Genomic DNA, 20,465 nt, shown 5'->3' on the forward strand with positions numbered 1-20,465 from the left:
GGGCACGGCGAAAATCCGCCGATCTGTGTCATCCGCGTGTTTCAGGCCGTTACAATCTTTGATTTGAGACCAGATAGGTCACTTAGTATTACCTACCGCGAAGCGCGACGCTGGGGGGTGTACGCGTAACCGCCAGAGGTTCATTTGCAAACGACCGTTCAATCGACCATCCGTTTCGCGGGGATTGGCCTGCACACCGGTGCTCCGGTGAACATGTCCATATGCCCGGCTCCGGCGGATCATGGCATCGTCTTCGAACGGACGGATATCCGGCTTGGCAACCGACGGATTCCTGCGCTCTATGACCGGGCCGAACAATCCCCCCTCTGCACTCTGATCGTGAACGACGCAGGCGTATCTGTTTCGACCATCGAACATGTGATGGCGGCGCTGGTGGGATGCGGTGTTCATAACGCATTGGTGCAGATCGATGGGCCCGAAGTGCCGGTGCTCGACGGCAGCGCGGCCCCCTTTGTGCGCGGCATACTGTCGGTTGGTGTCAAGCGGCTGACCGCGCCGATCCGGGTTATCGAAGTCCTGAGTACGGTCGAAGTGCATACATCACAGGGCTGGGCGCGTCTCGCACCGGGACCCGGTCTCACGATGGATTTCCATATCGATTTCGCGGATCGCGCCATCGGGCGTCAGAGCAAGTCGCTTGATCTGGCCAATGGCACCTTTGTCCGCGAGCTGTGCGACAGCCGCACATTCTGCCGCGCGGCCGATGTCGAGGCGATGCGCGCAGCGGGCAAGGCACTTGGCGGGACGATGGAAAACGCTGTCGTCGTCGATGGCGATGCGGTCCTCAGCCCGGGTGGTCTGCGCCACTCCGATGAGGCCGTGCGCCATAAGATGCTCGATGCGCTTGGCGATCTTGCGCTCGCGGGGGCACCGATCCTGGGTCACTACGAAGGCCACAAGGCGGGGCACACTCTGACCAACATGCTGTTGCGCGAACTGTTTGCGACACCAGACGGATATCGCGTGCGGGATTGCGATATCGCATTGGCCGCGCGTTTGCCCGGGGCAGGGGTCGAGGCGCACGAGATTCCGGCGGTTGCCTGATCCACATATTTGCGAAACGATGCAGACACACGGGGGCAAGAATCCCCATGTGATTTGCGGTTCTGCACTTCGGTGCCTAAAGGCGTTTTGCCTTTGGATTTATTGTGCTAGGACCGATGGCAGACAAGTGGCACAGATAGCCACGGCGGTGAATCGAAGGTGACGGGCATGGCAGCGGGCAGAAACGCAAGAGCTGTGATCGGAGCGGGGCTCTTGGTTGTGATGCTGAGTGCGTGCGGCGATGGAGAACGACCGGGGTTTGGCCCGGGTGGTGTCCCGATCGAGAATTTCACTGCCGAGCAGATTTTCGAACGTGGTGAATTCGAACTGGATCGCAGCGATCCCGAAGACGCCGCATTCTATTTCTCCGAAGTCGAGCGCCTGTACCCCTATTCCGAATGGGCGAAGCGCGCGGTGATCATGCAGGCCTATGCGCATCACCAGAACAAGGATTACGAAAACAGCCGATCCGCTGCACAGCGTTACATCGACTTCTATCCGACAGACGAAGACGCCGCGTATGCGCAATACCTTCTGGCTCTGAGCTATTATGACCAGATTGAGGAAGTCGGCCGGGATCAGGGTTTGACCTTCCAGGCCCTGCAGGCGTTGCGCACCGTAATCGAACGGTATCCGGACAGTGAATACGCGCGGTCTGCCGTGCTCAAATTCGACCTCGCGTTTGACCACCTCGCGGCGAAGGAAATGGAGATCGGGCGGTACTATCTGCGCCGCGATCACTATGCCGCCGCGATCAACCGCTTCCGTGTCGTGGTCGAGGATTTCCAGACCACAACGCACACGGCCGAAGCATTGCACCGTCTGGTCGAGGCTTATCTGTCTCTGGGTCTGACAGACGAAGCGCAAACGGCAGGGGCCATTCTGGGCTACAACTATCAGTCCACGGATTGGTACGAGGACAGTTTCAAACTGCTGACCGGTCGGGGGCTTGAACTCAAGGCCACAGGGGACAACTGGCTGCGGCAGATCTATCGGCAGATGGTCAAGGGTCAGTGGTTGTAAGGGGGACGGGTGCGCGCACCCATCCTGCACAAAATGCTGCGTGCGCTTGAAATACGGGACATGTTGATCATTGACCGGCTGGAACTCGAATTCCAGCCGGGTCTGAACGTGCTGACCGGCGAAACCGGCGCAGGCAAATCGATCCTTCTGGACAGCCTCGGATTCGTGCTGGGCTGGCGCGGACGCGCCGAACTGGTGCGCAGCGGTGCCGATCAGGGAGAGGTCACGGCGGTCTTTGATCTGCCCCCGGGGCATCCGGCGCGGGACGTTCTGTCAGACGCCGGATTTGAAGACGCGGACGAATTGATCCTGCGTCGCGTGAACACTTCGGATGGGCGCAAGACGGGGTGGGTGAACGACCGGCGCGTGACCGGTGAGATGCTGCGTGCGCTGTCGGACACACTGGTGGAGTTGCATGGCCAGCATGACGATCGCGGTCTGCTGAATCCCAAAGGCCACCGCGCGCTTCTGGACCAGTTTGCCGGGCATGACGGTCTTCTCTCGGCTGTGAGAACGGCATGGTCGACTTTGTCGAAGGCGCGCAAAGCCCTGGCCGAGGCCGAGGCCGCCTATGCCGCTGCCCAGGCAGAGGAAGAGTTCCTGCGCCACTCGGTTGCAGAGTTGGACAAACTCGCGCCGGAACCGGGCGAAGATGCAGACCTCGATGCGCGCAGGCGGATGATGCAGGCGTCCGAGCGCATCCGGGATGACATTGCCCGCGCGGCTCAGGTCATGGGACAGGATGGGGCCGAAAGCGCAATGTCGGATGCCCTGCGCTGGCTGGAAGGGGTCAGCGATGCGGCGGACGGTCGGCTGGATGAACCGCTTGCGGCACTGGCTCGGGCGATGGCGGAACTGGACGAAGCGGCGCGCGGCGTGACCGCGTGCCTCGAAGCGCTTGAGTTCGACCCGCACGAACTTGAAGCGACGGAAGAACGGCTGTTTGCGCTGCGCGGGCTGGCGCGGAAACACAGCGTCGCGCCCGATGATCTGGCCGGTTTGGCGGATACGCTGCGGGAACGTCTTTCTGCGCTGGATCAGGGCGCGGACCGCATGACCCGGCTGGGGGCTGATCTGCGCGCAGCCGAGGCCGCCTATGAAACCGCAGCCCTGGCCTTGCGCGAGAGTCGCGCAGCAGCGGCGCGAAAGCTGGACAAGGCGGTCTGTGCTGAATTGGCCCCACTCAAGATGGAGCGCGCCGTCTTTGTCACCGATCTGACAGAAGCCCCGGCAGGCCCGGACGGCAGCGATGCCGTCGCCTTCACAGTGGCCACAAATCCCGGTGCCCCGGCAGGTCCGATTGGCAAGATTGCGTCGGGTGGTGAACTGAGCCGGTTTCTGCTGGCCCTCAAAGTGTGTCTGTCCGAACAGCGGGACGCCGGGCTGACCATGATCTTCGATGAAATCGACCGAGGTGTCGGCGGGGCGACGGCTGATGCGGTGGGGCGGCGTCTTGCTGCGCTGGCACAGGGCGGGCAGGTTCTTGTGGTCACACACTCTCCTCAGGTTGCGGCGCTTGGGGCGCATCACTGGCGGGTGGAAAAGCAGGTCGCCGATCAGCAGACCACCTCGACCGTCATCCCGCTCGATCCGTCTGCGCGGGAAGGGGAAATCGCCCGCATGCTGTCCGGGGATACGATTACGGATGAGGCCCGCGCTGCCGCGCGAGCATTGCTTGCGGGCTAGAGCCGGCTAAATCGGAACGCGGTCGGTGCGAGCGTGAATCAACCGATATTTGTGTCGGCGCTGCACCTGTCGGTCCAAATCCGTCGCGCATCACGGCATGGTCTCAGGTCCCGGTGATTGCCAGTTCCGGTTTGGCAGGAAACCATAAAACCCGGATCGATCGCGCTGGCGGGTGTGTCCTGACACCGACCGTTACAGAGTTTGATCGCCGAGGGGGTGGACAGTTCAGGCGCATTGAATAAGCCTTGGTAATCAGAAGATTTTTGGTGCATTGCGCCTTCCCCGAAAGGACCGCTGGGCATGGTTCCGGCTTTGCGTCGACAATTGCTGGCAATGAAGAGACAGTTCGCGCGCGGCTGGGATTTGCTGCGCCATAAAGGACCGTCGCAGTTTCAGTTCTGGCTGATTGCGCTGTTGATCGGACTGGCCGCAGGCCTGGCGGCCACGGTGTTCCGCCTTGGGATCACGTTTCTGCAAACCTCGGTTTACGGCACGCCCAGCGTAACGACCATTCACTCCTATGCCGAGACCCTTCCCTGGTGGTTGCTGCTGGCAATCCCGACACTGGGCGGATTGGTGGTTGGTGTGATCGTTCACTACTTCACCCCGGACGGACGGGTTCGGTCTGTGGCAGATGTCATTGAAGGGGCCGCGCTGAACGACGGACGGGTTGAAAAGAAGGCTGGAATCGCTTCGGCCATTTCTTCGTGGATCACGCTCTCCACAGGTGGAAGCACGGGACGGGAAGGCCCGGTGGTGCATATCGCTGCAATGATTTCGTCATGGGTGTCGAACACGATCCGTGCCGACGGCATCACGGGGCGGGATCTTCTGGGATGCGCCGTGGCGGCTGCCGTGTCTGCCAGCTTCAACGCTCCGATTGCCGGTGCGCTGTTTGCGCTTGAGGTGATCCTGCGGCACTTCGCCGTGCACGCCTTCGCCCCGATTGTCGTCGCGAGCGCAGCGGGCACGGTGATCAACCGATTGGTGTTCGGGGATGTCACCGAATTCACGCTGCCCGGAACGACCACGGTCGAGTTCTATCTCGAGCTTCCTGCGTTCTTCATCCTCGGGCTGGTCTGCGGGCTGGTCGCGGTGGCGATGATGCGCGCGGTGTTTCTTGCGGACGATGTCGGTTCCCGGTTGCAGAAGTCCTTGGGGCTCCCGCTTCTGCTGCGGCCTGCGGTGGCCGGCATGTTGCTGGGCGCAATGGCGATCTGGTTTCCCCACATCATCGGCGTCGGATACGAGACCACGTCGCGCGCGTTGACCGGGGCGCTGCTTTGGCACGAGGCCGTGGTTTTCGCGATGCTCAAGGTGGTGGCTGTCGCCGTTACCATGGGCGGCCGTATGGGCGGCGGAGTGTTTTCGCCTTCGCTGATGCTTGGTGCGCTGACGGGTCTGGCCTTTGGCCTGATCGCAACCGGGCTCTTCCCCGATCAGTCGGGCACGGCAACACTCTATGCGCTCGCCGGCATGGGAGCGGTTGCCGCTGCGGTTCTGGGAGCGCCGATCTCGACCACGCTGATTGTTTTCGAACTGACGGGCGACTGGCAGACCGGACTGGCGGTGATGGTGTCTGTGTCGATGTCCACCGCAGTCGCGGCACGGCTGGTCGATCGGTCGTTCTTCCTGACTCAACTGGAACGGCGAAACGTTCACCTGGCCGCCGGACCGCAGGCATATCTTCTTGCAATGTTTAGGGTGCAGGGCGTGATGCGAAAACCGTCTGACGCCAACGCGGCTGATGAGGATGCCTGCCTGACGATGATTGAACAGGGGCTTTACGTGCAGGCGCAGGCAACCTTGGAAACCGCGTTGCCGCTCTTTGACAGATCAGGCGTGGCGTTCCTGCCCGTGGTCCGGCCTGATGGGCCCGAAGGCGCGCCCGTGCTTCAGGGCGCGTTGTTCCATGTGGATGCTCTCAAGGCCTACAACCGTGCGCTTGCCGCGACAGCCGCAGAAGAACACAGCTGACCAAATTCAGATTTGTTCGACCTGCACGCCGTCCTGAACGTAGAAGGCGAGGTGGTCCTTGATTTCGGCCACATCGTCCTTCGGGGATTCATAGCTCCAGACCGCGTTTTCGTAGGTTTTGCTTTTCGAGACGATGTTGAAATAGCTGGCCTGACCCTTATGCGGGCAGGTGGTGCTGTGATCGGATGAATCCAGAAACGCCATCGCGACGTCCGAGCGGGGGAAGTAGATCACGAAGGGCATGTCGCCTTCTGTCAGTTCCAGTGCGTTCCGGCTTTCCGCGATCACGGCGCCTCCGGCGCGCACCACCCAAGTTCCGTCAGCGGGTCTGATTCTGATGTTTTTCTGCATGTTCCATCCCTTTTGACTGCGATGTACCGGGGTTAGCGGGGGAATGTAAATGTTTATGGTCAGATCGGGGCGCAGACTCTGGTGAGCCAGCCTGACACTTCGCCGTCAACCAGCGGCCCGATCCGCGCCAGAACGTTTGCGTGGTAGCTGTTGAGCCAGTCGCGTTCCGCTGCCGTGAGCAATTCCCGGTCGACAAGACGCGTGTCGATCGGGACGTAAGTCAGCGTCTCGAACCGTAGCATCTCGGGCACTGTCTGACCGGGCAGGGCGGGGGCTTCCTCGACAACCACGAGGTTTTCGATCCTGATGCCAAAGGCGCCTTCGCGGTAGAAACCGGGTTCGTTCGACAGGATCATTCCCGGAAGGAACGGCACGGTTCCGGTCCGTGCAAGGCGCTGAGGCCCTTCATGCACGCTCAGGTACGAGCCGACCCCATGCCCGGTCCCGTGCCCATAGTCCAACCCGTGTTCCCATAGCGCCATCCGGGCCAGCGCATCCATGTCGCGCCCAGCCAGCCCCTTGGGCCAGCGAAGTCGCGAGATGGCGATCATGCCCTTGAGAACGAGCGTAAAGGCCCGTCGCTCCTCATCGCCTACGGCACCGATGGCCATCGTGCGGGTGATGTCCGTCGTGCCATCGACATACTGTCCGCCGCTGTCAACAAGAAGCAGCCCCGGGGCAACTGTCCGGTTGGTCTTTTCGGTGACCCGGTAGTGAACGATCGCCCCGTTCGGACCGGCCCCGGCAATCGTGTCGAAGCTGATATCCCGCAATGCGTTGGTCGCCGCGCGCTCGCCCTCTAGCCGCGTTACCACATCGATCTCGCTGAAGCTGCCGGGGGTCTGCTGATCCAGCCAGCACAGGAACCGCGCCATCGCCGCTCCGTCGCGCAGATGGGCCGCCCGCGTGCCGTCAAGTTCGGCGGCGGTCTTGCAGGCCTTGGGCAAGGCACAGGGATCCTGCGCTTCGATCATCTCGAGTCCGGCCTCAGCCAGCGTGTCGGCCACGATCACGGGACAGCTTGCCGGGTCGATCTGAACCGGGCCATCGAGCCTGGACAGGGACGGCAGGAACTCTTCCACCGGGGCCACGCTCACGTTGGGGCCAAGATGGTCGCCAAGATTGACCAGCTTGTCCGGGTTTACGAACAGCGTCACGCGGCCCTCTTCATGCAGAAGCGCGAAGCCATGCACGAACGGCGTGCGCGGGACATCATCGCCACGGATGTTCAGAAGCCAGCAGATGCTGTCCGGCAGGGTCAGAACCGCCGCTTTCGCAGGGGCCAGTGTTCCGGCCAGTCGGGCGATCTTGTCTGCGTGCGCCTCTCCGGTCAGGTCCACAGGTTGAACAAATGCCGGAGTTGCCGGGGCAGGCGGTTGGTCCTTCCAGATCCCATCGACTAGGTTCTCGGTTCGCCTCAGGATGATGCCGCCGGTGCTGGCTTCCAGTTCCCGTAGCTGGGAAAGCGTGTGAAGCCATGGGTCGAACCCCACCACAGCACCCGGTGAAACATTGCGTGAGATCCAGCCGCCAAGCGTCACCTCGGGCCAATCCACCGGGGTGAAGACATCCGCCACCTGCGCGCGCACCTGCACCCGGTAGCGCCCATCCACAAACACACCAGCCGTGTCGTGAAGAGCCACGCAGAACCCCGCCGACCCGGTGAATCCGGTCAGCCACGCCAGTCGGCTGTCGCGCTCGGCCACGTATTCGCCCTGATGGGCATCGGCGCGGGGCACGATGAACCCGTCCAGACCCGCAGCCTCCATTTCGGCACGCAATGCGGCCAGACGCGGCGGACCCTGTTCCGGTGAAGACGTTTCTGAAAAGCTTTGGAACATGACACGGCCTTTCTTCGATTGGGCGCGAGCGAAACCGGAAATCTGCGCGATGGCAAGTCCCGCTGCACGGTCCAGGGGGGGAACTGTCCCCTGCTTCTTCTTTGTCCAAATACGCAGAACGCGGCCCACAGGGCCGCGCCGGTCGGACCGGCTGACCCGGTCCGAAATCAGGATCAGCTCGCGCGCTTGATGCCCATGAGCCGTGCCCGCGCACGCGGATCACTGTCAAAGAGCGACGCCAGCTGTTCGGTCATGGCCCCGGCCAGCTGTTCCACGTCGGTAATCGTCACCGCCCGCTCATAATACCGCGTCACATCGTGGCCGATGCCGATGGCCAGCAACTCGACCTGCTTGCGCCGCTCCACCATGGCGATCACATCGCGCAGGTGCTTCTCAAGGTAATTGGCCGGGTTCACCGACAGGGTGCTGTCATCGACCGGAGCCCCGTCCGAGATCACCATGAGGATCTTCCGCGCCTCAGAGCGGTGCAGCATCCGCCGATGCGCCCATTCCAACGCCTCGCCGTCGATGTTTTCCTTCAGCAGACCCTCTTTCATCATCAGGCCGAGGTTCGACCGGGTGCGCCGCCATGGTGCGTCGGCCCCCTTGTAGATGATGTGACGCAGGTCGTTCAGTCGGCCAGGCTGCTGTTCACGGCCCTCGTTCAGCCACCGTTCACGCGCTTGGCCACCCTTCCACGCGCGGGTGGTGAATCCAAGGATTTCGACCTTCACCGAGCATCGTTCCAGCGTGCGGGCCAGCACGTCAGCACAGATCGCCGCGATGGAGATCGGACGTCCTCGCATCGATCCGGAATTGTCCAGCAGCAGCGTCACGACTGTATCCCGGAACTCGGTGTCCTTTTCGACCTTGAAGGACAGCGGTGTGGTCGGATTCGCCACAACGCGCGCCAGACGGCCCGCATCGAGAATTCCTTCCTCAAGGTCGAACTCCCAGGACCGGTTCTGCTGCGCCTGAAGACGACGCTGCAGCTTGTTGGCCAACCGGCTGACCGCGCCTTTTAGCGGCTCAAGCTGTTGGTCGAGATAGGCGCGCAGACGTTCCAACTCGACCGGCTCGGCGAGGTCCTCGGCAAGGATTTCCTCGTCATGTTCGGTGTCGAATACCTTGTAGTCCGGATCGGCTTCGGAAATCGGGGCCGGGGGCGGCGGTTCGAGAGGCGCTTCGCCCTCTGGCATCTCCGCCTCGTCGCTCAGGTCCTGATCGGCCATCTCGTCCATCGAGACCTGGGCCTGGCTGGGGTCCTGGGTTTCGTCCTGGCTCGACTCCGGGCTCGCTTCCGCGTCTTCTTCCTGATCCTCGTCCTGACCTGTGCTGTCGGGCTCCTGCTCGTCGTCGCTGCCCTCTTCTGCCTGATCCTCGGATTCCTCATCAAGCTCGTCGGGGTCATCGCCCAACTGGTCGCCATAGCCCAGATCGGTGATCACGGCGCGGGTGAAGCGGGCAAAGGCCGCCTGATCGCTCAACACGTCCTGAAGATTCTCCAGCGTGCCGCCCGCCTGCTCTTCGATGAAACCCCGCCACAGGTCCATGACGTTCTGAGCGCCCTGCGGAAGGTCGCGCCCGGTCGCGAGATGACGCACCAGATAGCCTGCGGCTTCCGCAAGCGGCGCCTCCGAGGCTTCGCGGATCTGGTCGTAGCCGCGGCGCATCGCGTCGTGGCCGATCTTGGCGTCGATGTTGCCAGCCGTGCCGGGCATATCGCGCGCGCCCATCGCTTCGCAGCGCGCGGTCTCCATCGACTCGTAAAGCTCCCGCGCCAATTCTCCCTGCGGCGCGTACCGCGCATGTGTGCCCGCATCGTGATAACGGCGATACATCGCCATCGCATCGGCCGTGCCGCGCGCCAGCATGACCTCGTCCCGCGTCAGGCGGCGGCTGATCTGTGGCAGACGCATTGCATCGCCGGACATGCCTGACGGATCGACCGAGTAGCTGACGGTCAGTTCCGGATCATGCGCCAGAACCTTGGTCGCTTCGGCCAGCGCTTTCTTGAACGGATCGGCTGGGTTGTCACTGGGTTTGCTCATGACCTGACCTTTCCACGCAGTTCCGGTGCCCGCAACGCCGAAACCTCAGAGGTGCACCGCGTCACGCAGGTTTCTTTGGGCTGAAAATACCTCGGGGGTCTGGGGGTGGAACCCCCAGCCTGTCGGATCGGCATCGCCGATCCGAACCCCATCACCCAATGCTCAGCGAAGCCGCGCTTTCAGGCAACTCTTCGTCGAAGCAGCGCTGGTAGAACTCTGCCACGGTCTGACGCTCAAGCTCATCGCACTTGTTGAGGAACGACACCCGGAAGGCATAACCCACATCGCGGAAGATCTCGGCGTTCTGCGCCCAGGCGATCACGGTGCGTGGGCTCATCACAGTCGAGAGGTCGCCCGACATGAAGGCGGTGCGCGACAGGTCTGCGACGGTCACCATCTGGCGCACGATCTTGCGGCCCTTTTCGGTGTTGTAATGCGGTGCCTTCGACAGAACGATCGAGGTCTCGGCGTCGATCGACAGGTAGTTCAGCGTCGCCACCAGCGACCAGCGGTCCATCTGACCCTGGTTGATCTGCTGGGTGCCGTGGTAGAGGCCTGTGGTGTCGCCCAGACCCACCGTATTGGCGGTGGCGAAGATACGGAAATACTTGTGCGGGGTAATGACCTCGTTCTGGTCAAGCAGCGTCAGCTTGCCGTCGGTCTCCAGCACCCGCTGGATCACGAACATCACGTCGGCGCGGCCCGCATCGTATTCGTCGAACACGATGGCGGTCGGGTTGCGCAGGGCCCAGGGCAGGATGCCTTCCTGGAACTGCGTGACCTGCTTGCCATCCACCAGTTTGATGGCGTCTTTGCCGATCAGGTCGATGCGGCTGATGTGGCTGTCGAGGTTGACGCGCACGCAGGGCCAGTTCAGCCGCGAGGCAATCTGTTCGATATGGGTCGACTTGCCGGTGCCGTGATAGCCTTGGATCATCACGCGCCGGTTGTTGCGGAAGCCCGCGAGAATCGCGAGCGACGTGTCGGGGTCGAATTTGTATGTGCTGTCGATGTCCGGAACGCGGTCGGTCCGGTCCGGGAAGCCATGGACAACCATGTCCGTATCAATGCCAAACACCTCGCGTACGGAAATCTCTTCTGTCGGTTTGGCGTTGATGTCGATAGTCCCGTCGGCCATGGTGCGGACATCCTTCTGATGTTGGGGTGTTGCGCTCGTGTGGTGCAACATAATGGCGGGAGGGGCAAGGGAAAGGGCACGGATATTCTGTGATGACTCCGCAAGAAGAGGTCGAAAACCTCATTGCGCGTGTGGCGATGGGTGACCGGACCGCCTTCGCGCAGTTGTATGATCGGACTTCGGCGAAACTATTCGGTGTGTGCCTGCGTGTCTTGGAAGATCGCGCAGAAGCCGAGGAGGTGTTGCAGGAGGTATTCGTGACGGTGTGGAACAAGGCGGACATGTACCGGGTGAACGGCTATTCCCCGATGACGTGGCTCATCACAATCACCCGCAACCGGGCGGTGGACCGGCGCCGCGCGCTCAGGCAGCCTCCGGCACCGATCGAAACTGCGGATCTCATGCCTGACGATAAACCAGGGCCGGAGGCGTCGGCCATTGCTGCCTCGGATGCCCGCCTGATCCGTGCCTGTCTGGACGAACTGCCGCGCGCCCGTGCCCATCTGGTGCGCCGTGCGTATCTGGACGGCGACAGCTATGCCGATCTGGCCGCCGCGACGGGCGTGAACCTCAACACAATTCGCACATGGCTGCGGCGCAGCCTGATTGCGTTGCGGGAGTGTCTGAGCCGATGAGTGAGAAAACCACACCGCCGATGGGGCCGGAGGACGGAGATAATCGCGTTCTTGCCGCAGAATATACGTTGGGTCTCTTGCCGGACGAGGAACGTGCGGCGTTCGAGGCGCGGCTCGACACGGATCCGGACCTGCGCCGGGAAGTCGTTGCTTGGGAAGAACATCTGGCTTCGCTCATTGAAGAAGAAATTCAGGAGGTTCAGCCGTCTCCGCAGCTGCGCAAACGTCTGGATGCGCAATTGTTCAAACCTGAAACACCGTCGTTCTGGCAACAGATCTGGCCCTACGGGCTTGGCGGTGTGGCCGCCGCGCTCGTGCTTTGGATCGCGATCAACACAGGGGTGCTGATCCCCGAAGAAGACGTGCTGCAGGCCGATCTGGTGGCCGAACTTGTGCCGACCGCCGAAGGGGCCGGGCTTGAATTGCGGGCAAATATCGACAGCGCGCGCGGTGCGGTTCAGGTTCTGCGCGCTGCAGGAACGCCGCCCGAGGGCCGGGTGTTCGAACTCTGGTTGATCGCAGGCAACGCCGCGCCGGTATCGCTTGGCCTGCTGGACGGTGACGAGAGCACGCTGATCGATCTGCCACAGGAAATTCTGGACGATCTGCCGGGGGGCGTGCTTGCTGTGTCTGACGAACCGCCGGGCGGATCACCCACCGGAGCACCCACCGGGGCAGTCCGCGCCGCCGGCCCGCTCACGGCCTCGTGACGCTTATGTGATCGGATGCCTGAAACGCAGAGGTGTCTGCGACCGTGTCTTCGTCTGACCCGCACCGAAACCCCGCGGGCAGATGGAGGACAACATGACAATCAAGACACTGATCGCAACACTTGTGGCGGCAACCGCGCTTGGCGGCTTGGCGCAGGCAGAAAGCCACGCCGGAACCGACAATCCGATGGTGGGAGGAGCGGCGATGTTTCCCGATCAAACCATCGTGGAAAACGCGGTGAATTCGGCCGACCACACCACATTGGTTGCGGCCGTCAAGGCTGCCGGTTTGGTGGATACGCTGAACAGTGCCGGACCGTTCACCGTATTCGCGCCAACCAACGCGGCCTTCGACCGGATTTCCGACGACTCGCTGAACGCGCTGTTGCAACCTGAAGCAAAGGCGCAGCTGACGCAGATTCTGACCTGCCATGTCGTCGCTGCCAACGCGATGTCGGATGCCATCGCTGGTATGATCATGGATGACGGCGGGATGCACTCGGTCGAAACAGTCGGCGGCTGCACGCTTCAGGCCAGGATGGACGGGTCCGAAATCACACTCACGGACGAAAACGGTCGCGAGGCCACGGTCACGATTGCTGACGTCAGGCAATCGAACGGCGTGATCCACGTGATCGACCGCGTGCTTTTGCCGGCTCAGTGACCCGAAAATCCCCACCTTCGGGGAATTGAGATCGCGCAAAAGTGTGTGTCCCGGCCTTGCGTGGACGCGGGCCGGGGCACCATGTTTTCAAGAAGAGTATTGAGGAGGACCCCATGTTGAGACGTAATTTCATGGCAAGCGCGGCCGCTTTTCTGGGCCTGACCGGAACCGCCCGTCTGTCCGGGGCCGCAGAAGGCAATTTCGAGGTCACGCGTTCAAAAGCCGAATGGAAGGCGATGCTAACTTCGCTCGAATATCGGGTCATGCGCGAAGAAGGCACGGAACGCGCCTTCACGTCGCCGCTCAATGACGAAAAACGCGCGGGCATGTTTCACTGCAAAGGCTGCGATCTGCCGCTCTATTCCTCGGAGCACAAGTATGACAGCGGAACAGGCTGGCCGAGTTTCTGGCAGGCACAGGCAAATGCGATCGGCACCAAGCCGGATCGGTCGCTCTTCATGGTCCGCACGGAATGTCACTGCCGCCGATGTGGCAGTCATCTGGGCCATATCTTCGATGACGGACCCGCACCAACGGGCAAACGTCACTGCATCAACGGTGTCAGCCTGAGCTTCCGCGCCGCATAATCGCAATCGGGTCTCTCTAACAGGTGACGATGGCCGTCCTGCAATGCGGCGGTCAGGCGCCGCGTGCCCCCAAACCCAGTTGCATCAGGGTCTTGCGAACGGGCTTGAGCGTGTAGAGCGCATCAAGGCCCTTCGCCCGAATGTCTCGGAGCGGTTGTGCGCTGAGCATTGACGTGCGGTTCAGAAGCGTGATCCCCGCCACACGCGCGCGAATGTCGGCGATGCGCTGGCGGTGGTAGGCGTCAAGCATGTGGCGTGAGCCGATGTCGCCGCCTGCCTGTCGCGCCAGATCGCGCAAAGTGCTCAGATCCTTGAGGCTCATGTTTAATCCCTGCGCTCCGATCGGTGGGACCACATGCGCGGCTTCGGCGACAAGAGCGATGCGCTCGCCGCTCAGACGGTCGGCATGCTGGCTGATAATCGGCCAGATCGTCCGCCGCGACGCCAGCTTTAACGGGCCAAAGAGGCCGCAGGAGCGGGTTGTCATTTCGGCTTCGAATGCCTCGGGATCAAGCGCCATAAGCGCTTCGGCTTTCGGGCCTTCTTCCATCCAGACGATTGCAGAGGACGGCGTCCCGTCGAGATCGGGCAGGGGCACGAAGGTAAACGGTCCGCCTGTTCGGTGAATTTCGGTCGACACATTGTTATGCGGGATCGGATGGGTCACGGCAAAGGCCAGCGCCTTCTGACCGAACCGCGTGGTCTGCACCTCGATTCCGGCCGCTTTGCGCATCGGTGAGTTCCGCCCGTCAGCGGCAACCACCAGCCTGCATCGCACCTTGGTGCCGTCACTCAGGCCAACGCGGGCCTCCGCCTCGCGGGTGAACAGCGAAGTTGTCCCTACGCCGGCACGGAAGGTTACCGTTTCAAGACTCTCCAGATGAGCAAGAAACTCGCGTCGCAACAGCCAGTTCGGCAGGTTCCAGCCAAATGGCTCATCGGAAATGTCCGAGGCGTTGAACTCTTTTGTGACGCGGGGCTCAGGCACCTCGCCGCCTGCATCCACGATGCGCATGATCTGAAGCGGCATCGCATGGTCGGACAGTCGCGCCCAAAGACCGATCTCATCAAGAAAGGCTTGCGCCGGTTGCAGGAACGCGGTGGTGCGCAGGTCGGCACCGACAGCATCGCGTTCTGTCACCGGCGGGGCCGGGTCGAGGCACAGTACCGAGTAACCGTCTGCCCCGAATGCCGCCGCAGCGGCCAGCCCGGCGATGCCGCCTCCAGATACAACGATGTCGTGATCCATGACCTGGCCTTTCGCAGCAGTCCCTTGGCCGAACAGTATAGCGCACCGCCGGAAAGCGCGATGCGTCAGGGCGACCCCGTTACTTGCCGACTGTGATGAGGATCAGCAGCACCATCACCACCGGCACCATGGCCAGCGCCGTCATGCTGAGCGCAACGATACCCCATTGCATCACGGCCAGAACAAGCAGGGTTAGCAGGATCACGAGCAGGTAGTAGATCGTGTCGGGTCCGCCCTCTTTCAGATCGCGGGCGATCCAGCCGATCACTGGAACTGAAAAGAAGGCGCTCTGGCGGCGCGACAACATGGGTTCGGAAACAGACATTTGGGATTCCTCTTTTATCTCCGCCAGAGATAGGAGGCCGGATCGCCAGCAACACTGCCAAATTGCCGCAACGCGGCAGATGGTGGTCAGGTCAGCCGTGCGAGGAATTCACGGAGGTCTGTCGTATGGTGGTGGATGTGATCCGCCTCGACGGAATCGGGAGCCACGTGGACGGTCCGCATACCCATCTGGTGTGGTGCGGCAAGGTTGCGGGGGTCGTCCTCGAACATCGCCGCTGTCCTGGTGTCGGTGCCGTCGCGCCCGAAAACGGTTTCGAAGGCAGAGCGCTCGGGCTTGGGGCGGAAATCCGCGTGTTCGACGCCATAGACCGCATCGAAAATACCATCCAATCCGCGCGCTTTCAGCACGTTGCGGGCATAGGGTTCAGACCCGTTCGTATAGACGATCTTCCGTCCCGGAAGCCCCCGGATCAATTCTGCGAGGTAGGGGTCTTCGGAAAGCACGGAGAAGTCGATGTCGTGCACCTCGTGCAGATAGGGGGCCGGGTCGACGTCATGTTCGCGCATCAACCCTGCGAGCGTTGTCCCATACGTCTTCCAGTAATCCACGCGCAGCGCGTTGGCGCGGTCGCGGTCGACGCCAAGTGCATCCATGACGAATTGCGTCATCCGGACTTCGATCTGGTCGAACAGACGGACAGCGGGCGAATAAAGCGTGTTGTCGAGGTCAAAGACCCAGTGACGGACGTGGTCGAATGCGCGTTTTACCATGATCAAGAACCTAAGCGCGGCCGAGGGGCGCGGCAATGGCCCCGCTTGCTTCTTTTGTCGTCCCGGCGCTATCGTGCGCCAAGTCGAAGAAGGAAGCGCGTAGTGAAAGATGCAAAACCCCCGCAGAAGGACGCGTATTCCTCGATCCTCGAAGCCATCGATGTGGGGATTTACCGCCCCGGCGACCGATTGGTGGAAAGCGATCTGGCTGAACGTTTCGGCATGTCTCGCACTCCGATCCGCGAAGCGTTGCAGCGGTTGGAAACCCAGTCGCTTCTGACACGCGACGGTCGATCGCTGATCGTGGCCTCCCTCGACCACAACCAGATGGCAGAGCTCTATGTTGTGCGGACAGAGCTTGAGGGGCTGGCCGCCCGGCTGGCCGCGCGGCATGCCACCGAGGAAGAGGTGCAGGTGCTGCAGGACATGGTCGACGATGACCGCGCGCTATTGGATGACCCGTCGGCGCTGGCGCGGGCCAACCGACGCTTCCACAAGCAGATCCATCTCGCCTCGCACAACCGGTTTCTTGTGCAGCAGCTGGACCTTGTTCACCGTTCCATGGCGCTGATGGCGACCACGTCGCTTGCGGCGCAGGGGCGCGGGGAAATTGCTCTGGCAGAGCATCAGGCGATTGTCGATGCGATCACCCAGCGCGACGAGGACGCGGCCTACAAAGCTCTCCGAGATCATATCTCCGTGGCGTTCGTGACCCGTCTGAAGCTCGATTCCCAGGCCAAGGATCAGCTCTGACGCCGGGTGATGTGGATGTCGCCACCGATCACATCCGGTTCTGAAATCCCGTGCTGCGTCTTGTCCCAGTAGAACGGTTTGAAGATCAGCTCGGACCAGGCTTTGTAGACGGCGAAGACCCCCATCGGGAAATAGAAAAACATCATTGGCACCCACTGCATGAGCTTTTCATGCTGCGTGCGCCCAACGGCGACGAACCCGATCAGCAGAGTGATCAGTTCGGCGCAAAGAAAAAGGGCCAGAAGGCCCTTTGTCCATTCCGCCGGGAAAGCGTCGAGAAACGGCGTCGAAAACCCAAAGCAGACCAACCAGAAGGACCACAGCGCAGGGGCGAGGGTGAATTGCAGGATGGTCGTCAGAAAAAAGAACTGAAATCCGAGATATTTGCGAAACCCGATCTCTTTCAGAAGCCTGAAGGGCCGCCGCATATGAACCAGATAGGTCACGATATAGCCTTTGAGCCAGCGTGACCGCTGTCTGATCCACGGGATGAACCTGTTATTGGCCTCTTCCCGCGTGACCGTCGGGATCAGGATGGTGCGATATCCGAACCGGGCCAGACGGATACCGAGGTCGGCATCTTCGGTCACGTTGTGCGCGTCCCAGCCGCCCACATGTTTCAGCGCTGCGCGTCTGAGGTAAACCGTTGTCCCACCCAGCGGAATCGGGAAGCCAAGGCGCGCCGCACCGGCCAGCACCACCCGGAACCATGTCGCGTATTCAATGGTAAAGCATCGCGCGATCCAGTTGGATTTCGTGTTGTAGAAATCAAGGATGCCCTGAACGCAGGCCACCTCCGGCGGTGCCAGGTGAAAGGCTTCGACAACACGCTCGATCTGATCTGTCGCGGGCGCGTCTTCGGCATCGAGGACACCGATGATGTCGCCGCGGGTGTGTCCGAGGGCGTAGTTCAATGCGCGGGGTTTCGTCTTGAGCGCGCCATCGGGCACGCGCACCACGCGCATCCACGCAGGCAGTGAGACTGCTTCGATCATCTGGCGGGTTTGATCATCCTTCTCTTCAAGGATGAGAACCACGTCGAGGAGGGATTTGGGATAGCTCAGGCGGGACAGCCTCTGCACCAACTCGTGGGCAATCGCAGCCTCCCGGAAAAGCGGTACCATGAGACTGACAACAGGTTTTTCGGAAAGCGGTACGTGAACGGGTTTGTCCGGCGGTTTCTTGTAGCCGGCAAAGAAGACGCCGATCTTGAAGATCTGGCTGGAGAGCAGGTTGACGACCGCGACAGCGGTGATCCCGGCAAAGAACGCGTTCGGAAAGTAGAAGATCAGCGCAAGGCTGATTCCGAAAAACAATGAGGCCAGGATGCCCTGCGACAACGTCAGTTTGTTGATGTCGCGGCAGCTGTAGTCATCGGCCACAAGCTGTTCTGCCCGGTCGGAAAGGTAATCGCCATGCCGGTCGGTCACGATGCGGATCAGATCATCCTCTGCCACATCGGCAAACAGAATTGGGCCCACCGCATGCTCCAGCATGTCCCGCAACTGCGTCCGGTCCCGGTCGGGAACCGCGCCGATGAGGATGGCATCGCCCATGCGATCCCAGGGCAGAACCCGGTGTTCAAGACAGAATTCCGGGGGCAGCAGGGCATCCAGTGCCAGGTCCGGTGGATGAGTGACCGGATCGAGTCGTCGGTGCCGGGTGGCCAGCGCGCGCGCGTTCCGCAGGACGCTTGCCGCGAGATCGTCACGCGGTGCGGTTCTTGCGGCACCAAAGCTGCGCTGCGACGGCATCAGCAGCAGCGGTGTATCTGCGACCCTATCCTTATGTAATGGCATCTGACCCCCGGAGCATCTCCGCGGGTCAGCTAAACGTTAAACGGTTAAGCGGTCGTTAACGCGCGATCAGGCTGTAACGGTCTTGCGGGCCGCCATCGACTCTGCAAACCGCTCGAACAGGTAGAAGCTGTCCTGCGGGCCGGGGCTGGCCTCCGGGTGCTGTTGGACGGAAAAGACTGGACGATCCGCCATCCGGATACCGCAGTTCGACCCATCGAACAAAGAAACATGGGTTTCCAGAACACCCGCAGGCAGCGTCTGGCTGTCGACGGCAAAACCGTGGTTCATCGAGGTGATCTCGACCTTGCCGGTCTCGGTGTCCTTGACCGGGTGGTTCGCGCCGTGATGGCCGTGGTTCATCTTGACCGTCTTGGCACCGAGCGCGAGCGCGAGCATCTGGTGGCCGAGGCAAATCCCGAACATCGGCAGATCGGTCTCGTTCAGGATGGTCTGGATCATCGGCACGGCGTATTTGCCCGTCGCCGCCGGATCGCCCGGACCGTTCGAAAGGAACACACCGTCGGGATTGTGCGCCAGAACCTCTTCCGCCGTCGCCGTCGCGGGCAGAACGGTCACGTCGCAGCCCGCGCTGGCAAGGCACCGCAGAATGTTGCGCTTTGCGCCGTAGTCGATGGCCACAACCTTGTGCTTCGGGTCGGTCTGCCGGGTATAGCCGTCCGGCCACGCCCATCGCATTTCGTCCCACCGATAGGATTGCGCACAGGTGACGTCCTTGGCGAGGTCGAGCCCTTCGAGGCCCGGAAACGCCCGCGCCTTTTCGACCAGCGCCGCAAGATCGAACTTCCCGTCCGGGTTATGCTCAAGTGCCACATGCGGCGCACCCTGCTGCCGGATGGCCCGGGTCAGGCGCCGCGTGTCGATCCCGCCAATGGCGATCCGTCCGCGTGCCGCGAGCCAGTCGCTCAGCTCCTGCACCGCACGCCAGTTGGAGCTTTGCGTTGGCATCCATTTGACAACCATCCCCTCGGCCACCGGATCGCCGGTCTCGTCGTCATCGGGGTTCACGCCGACATTTCCGATATGCGGGAAGGTGAAGGTCACGATCTGGCCCGCGTAGGACGGGTCCGTCATGATCTCCTGGTAGCCGGTCATCGCGGTGTTAAAACACAGCTCTGCCACCGCAGTTCCGGTCGCTCCGAAGCCCTGTCCATAGAAAATCGTGCCATCCGCGAGGGCAAGGCAGGCGGTCGGTGTGTCGTTCGAAAGCTTGGACATGGCGCGACTCCGCAGGGGTAAAATCCTGCGGAACCTAAGGCTGTGCTGCCTTGTGGTCAAGGGATCGTAGAAAATGTGATATTCAATATTTTCAATAGGTTAACGCGAAACGCAGAGCTTGCGTCGCCGGGGGTCCTCGCTTAATGTGCGCGCTCGTCAAACCATGGGGATGGGAATTCATGGACCTACGCACTCGGATCAACACATCGGTCAAACAGGCGATGCGCGACAAGGACAGTGCACGGCTTTCAACCCTCCGGCTGATCAATGCCGCGATCAAGGACCGCGACATCGCGGCACGCGGCGATGGCAACGAAGATGGCGTCGCAGATGACGAAGTGCTTGCGATCCTTGGCAAAATGGTCAAGCAGCGCAAGGATACCGCGAAAACCTATGAAGAGGGTGGACGGCTGGATCTGGCCGAACGCGAACTGTCCGAGATCGAGGTGATCGAGGAATTCCTGCCCCGTCCGCTGTCCGACGACGAAGTAAAAGGCGCCATCGATGCCGCCGTGACCGAGACCGGCGCCTCTTCGATCCGCGATATGGGCCGTGTCATGGGCGCGCTCAAGGCAAAATACACCGGACAGATGGATTTCGGAGCCGTGGGCGGCATGGTGAAAGACCGGCTGTCAAACGGCTGA

Annotated in this window: 19 protein-coding genes; 10 read left to right on the plus strand and 9 right to left on the minus strand. The window is 61.8% G+C overall.

Annotated elements, in window-relative coordinates; translation table 11 throughout:
- The first annotated feature begins 144 nt into the window (after window positions 1–144).
- The 4 genes from lpxC to MGEO_RS07250 all read left to right on the plus strand — a co-directional run bounded on the left by lpxC (window position 145) and on the right by MGEO_RS07250 (window position 5,751).
- Window positions 145–1,065, plus strand: a complete 921-nt coding sequence (gene lpxC / locus MGEO_RS07235; RefSeq protein WP_085636055.1) for a UDP-3-O-acyl-N-acetylglucosamine deacetylase — start codon at window positions 145–147, stop codon at window positions 1,063–1,065.
- Window positions 1,066–1,233: 168 nt separating this feature from the next.
- Window positions 1,234–2,088, plus strand: coding sequence for an outer membrane protein assembly factor BamD (locus MGEO_RS07240; protein WP_085636056.1), 855 nt, complete (start codon window positions 1,234–1,236; stop codon window positions 2,086–2,088).
- Between the two features lie 33 nt (window positions 2,089–2,121).
- Window positions 2,122–3,774 carry a DNA repair protein RecN gene (gene recN / locus MGEO_RS07245; RefSeq protein WP_085636137.1) on the plus strand — a complete coding sequence of 551 codons (1,653 nt, stop codon included), beginning with the start codon at window positions 2,122–2,124 and terminating at the stop codon, window positions 3,772–3,774.
- Between the two features lie 300 nt (window positions 3,775–4,074).
- Window positions 4,075–5,751, plus strand: coding sequence for a chloride channel protein (locus MGEO_RS07250; protein ID WP_085636057.1), 1,677 nt, complete (start codon window positions 4,075–4,077; stop codon window positions 5,749–5,751).
- 6 nt (window positions 5,752–5,757) lie between these two features.
- On the opposite strand, the gene MGEO_RS07255 is transcribed toward MGEO_RS07250, so the two are convergent.
- From MGEO_RS07255 to cobS, 4 genes are all read right to left on the minus strand, one after another.
- Entirely contained in the window at window positions 5,758–6,102 is a 345-nt protein-coding gene (locus MGEO_RS07255) for a DUF427 domain-containing protein (protein WP_085636058.1), read from the minus strand.
- 59 nt (window positions 6,103–6,161) lie between these two features.
- Window positions 6,162–7,943, minus strand: a complete 1,782-nt coding sequence (locus tag MGEO_RS07260) for an aminopeptidase P family protein (RefSeq protein ID WP_085636059.1) — start codon at window positions 7,941–7,943, stop codon at window positions 6,162–6,164.
- 173 nt (window positions 7,944–8,116) lie between these two features.
- Window positions 8,117–9,994, minus strand: a complete 1,878-nt coding sequence (gene cobT, locus MGEO_RS07265; RefSeq protein ID WP_085636060.1) for a cobaltochelatase subunit CobT — start codon at window positions 9,992–9,994, stop codon at window positions 8,117–8,119.
- Between the two features lie 151 nt (window positions 9,995–10,145).
- Complete coding sequence (cobS, locus tag MGEO_RS07270; RefSeq protein WP_106299151.1) at window positions 10,146–11,132, minus strand: cobaltochelatase subunit CobS; 987 nt, start codon at window positions 11,130–11,132, stop codon at window positions 10,146–10,148.
- 92 nt (window positions 11,133–11,224) lie between these two features.
- On the opposite strand from cobS, the gene MGEO_RS07275 reads away from it, so the two are divergent.
- The 4 genes from MGEO_RS07275 (at window position 11,225) to msrB (ending at window position 13,728) form a co-directional block, all read left to right on the plus strand.
- Complete coding sequence (locus MGEO_RS07275; protein ID WP_085636062.1) at window positions 11,225–11,767, plus strand: sigma-70 family RNA polymerase sigma factor; 543 nt, start codon at window positions 11,225–11,227, stop codon at window positions 11,765–11,767.
- Window positions 11,764–12,477 carry an anti-sigma factor gene (locus tag MGEO_RS07280; RefSeq protein WP_158090981.1) on the plus strand — a complete coding sequence of 238 codons (714 nt, stop codon included), beginning with the start codon at window positions 11,764–11,766 and terminating at the stop codon, window positions 12,475–12,477. Before MGEO_RS07275 ends, MGEO_RS07280 begins: the two co-directional genes overlap by 4 nt.
- Window positions 12,478–12,571: 94 nt before the next feature.
- Window positions 12,572–13,141 carry a fasciclin domain-containing protein gene (locus tag MGEO_RS07285; protein ID WP_085636138.1) on the plus strand — a complete coding sequence of 190 codons (570 nt, stop codon included), beginning with the start codon at window positions 12,572–12,574 and terminating at the stop codon, window positions 13,139–13,141.
- 113 nt (window positions 13,142–13,254) lie between these two features.
- A complete protein-coding gene (gene msrB / locus MGEO_RS07290) occupies window positions 13,255–13,728 on the plus strand; it encodes a peptide-methionine (R)-S-oxide reductase MsrB (RefSeq protein WP_085636064.1) in 474 nt (157 codons plus the stop codon).
- A gap of 52 nt (window positions 13,729–13,780) precedes the next feature.
- On the opposite strand, the gene MGEO_RS07295 is transcribed toward msrB, so the two are convergent.
- The 3 genes from MGEO_RS07295 to MGEO_RS07305 form a co-directional block, all read right to left on the minus strand.
- Window positions 13,781–14,977 (minus strand): UbiH/UbiF family hydroxylase, encoded by a 1,197-nt coding sequence (locus MGEO_RS07295; RefSeq protein ID WP_085636065.1) that lies wholly within the window; start codon window positions 14,975–14,977, stop codon window positions 13,781–13,783.
- A gap of 79 nt (window positions 14,978–15,056) precedes the next feature.
- Window positions 15,057–15,302 carry a hypothetical protein gene (locus MGEO_RS07300; protein ID WP_085636066.1) on the minus strand — a complete coding sequence of 82 codons (246 nt, stop codon included), beginning with the start codon at window positions 15,300–15,302 and terminating at the stop codon, window positions 15,057–15,059.
- Between the two features lie 86 nt (window positions 15,303–15,388).
- Window positions 15,389–16,033, minus strand: a complete 645-nt coding sequence (locus MGEO_RS07305; protein ID WP_085636139.1) for a pyrimidine 5'-nucleotidase — start codon at window positions 16,031–16,033, stop codon at window positions 15,389–15,391.
- A 102-nt stretch (window positions 16,034–16,135) separates the two neighbouring features.
- Between MGEO_RS07305 and MGEO_RS07310 the strand changes: the two genes are divergently transcribed.
- Entirely contained in the window at window positions 16,136–16,786 is a 651-nt protein-coding gene (locus MGEO_RS07310) for a GntR family transcriptional regulator (RefSeq protein ID WP_085636067.1), read from the plus strand.
- On the opposite strand, the gene MGEO_RS07315 is transcribed toward MGEO_RS07310, so the two are convergent.
- Window positions 16,777–18,585 (minus strand): glycosyltransferase, encoded by a 1,809-nt coding sequence (locus MGEO_RS07315; RefSeq protein WP_233139743.1) that lies wholly within the window; start codon window positions 18,583–18,585, stop codon window positions 16,777–16,779. The two genes, MGEO_RS07310 and MGEO_RS07315, sit on opposite strands and share 10 nt — an antisense overlap.
- A 66-nt stretch (window positions 18,586–18,651) precedes the next feature.
- Entirely contained in the window at window positions 18,652–19,821 is a 1,170-nt protein-coding gene (gene carA, locus MGEO_RS07320) for a glutamine-hydrolyzing carbamoyl-phosphate synthase small subunit (protein WP_085636069.1), read from the minus strand.
- A gap of 179 nt (window positions 19,822–20,000) precedes the next feature.
- Here carA and MGEO_RS07325 point away from each other — a divergent pair, with 179 nt between their 5' ends.
- Window positions 20,001–20,465 carry a GatB/YqeY domain-containing protein gene (locus MGEO_RS07325; RefSeq protein ID WP_085636140.1) on the plus strand — a complete coding sequence of 155 codons (465 nt, stop codon included), beginning with the start codon at window positions 20,001–20,003 and terminating at the stop codon, window positions 20,463–20,465.

The sequence above is a fragment of the Marivita geojedonensis genome (assembly GCF_002115805.1).
Taxonomy (GTDB): domain Bacteria; phylum Pseudomonadota; class Alphaproteobacteria; order Rhodobacterales; family Rhodobacteraceae; genus Marivita; species Marivita geojedonensis.

Bases quoted from the DNA above. Each gene is read 5' to 3' on its own strand.
- MGEO_RS07240 (WP_085636056.1), top strand. From the start codon at position 1,234: ATGGCAGCGGGCAGAAACGCAAGAGCTGTGATCGGAGCGGGGCTCTTG.
- recN (WP_085636137.1), top strand. From the start codon at position 2,122: ATGCTGCGTGCGCTTGAAATACGGGACATGTTGATCATTGACCGGCTG.
- MGEO_RS07250 (WP_085636057.1), top strand. From the start codon at position 4,075: ATGGTTCCGGCTTTGCGTCGACAATTGCTGGCAATGAAGAGACAGTTC.
- MGEO_RS07255 (WP_085636058.1), bottom strand. From the start codon at position 6,102: ATGCAGAAAAACATCAGAATCAGACCCGCTGACGGAACTTGGGTGGTG.
- MGEO_RS07260 (WP_085636059.1), bottom strand. From the start codon at position 7,943: ATGTTCCAAAGCTTTTCAGAAACGTCTTCACCGGAACAGGGTCCGCCG.
- cobT (WP_085636060.1), bottom strand. From the start codon at position 9,994: ATGAGCAAACCCAGTGACAACCCAGCCGATCCGTTCAAGAAAGCGCTG.
- cobS (WP_106299151.1), bottom strand. From the start codon at position 11,132: ATGGCCGACGGGACTATCGACATCAACGCCAAACCGACAGAAGAGATT.
- MGEO_RS07275 (WP_085636062.1), top strand. From the start codon at position 11,225: ATGACTCCGCAAGAAGAGGTCGAAAACCTCATTGCGCGTGTGGCGATG.
- MGEO_RS07280 (WP_158090981.1), top strand. From the start codon at position 11,764: ATGAGTGAGAAAACCACACCGCCGATGGGGCCGGAGGACGGAGATAAT.
- MGEO_RS07285 (WP_085636138.1), top strand. From the start codon at position 12,572: ATGACAATCAAGACACTGATCGCAACACTTGTGGCGGCAACCGCGCTT.
- msrB (WP_085636064.1), top strand. From the start codon at position 13,255: ATGTTGAGACGTAATTTCATGGCAAGCGCGGCCGCTTTTCTGGGCCTG.
- MGEO_RS07295 (WP_085636065.1), bottom strand. From the start codon at position 14,977: ATGGATCACGACATCGTTGTATCTGGAGGCGGCATCGCCGGGCTGGCC.
- MGEO_RS07300 (WP_085636066.1), bottom strand. From the start codon at position 15,302: ATGTCTGTTTCCGAACCCATGTTGTCGCGCCGCCAGAGCGCCTTCTTT.
- MGEO_RS07305 (WP_085636139.1), bottom strand. From the start codon at position 16,033: ATGGTAAAACGCGCATTCGACCACGTCCGTCACTGGGTCTTTGACCTC.
- MGEO_RS07315 (WP_233139743.1), bottom strand. From the start codon at position 18,585: ATGCCATTACATAAGGATAGGGTCGCAGATACACCGCTGCTGCTGATG.
- carA (WP_085636069.1), bottom strand. From the start codon at position 19,821: ATGTCCAAGCTTTCGAACGACACACCGACCGCCTGCCTTGCCCTCGCG.
- MGEO_RS07325 (WP_085636140.1), top strand. From the start codon at position 20,001: ATGGACCTACGCACTCGGATCAACACATCGGTCAAACAGGCGATGCGC.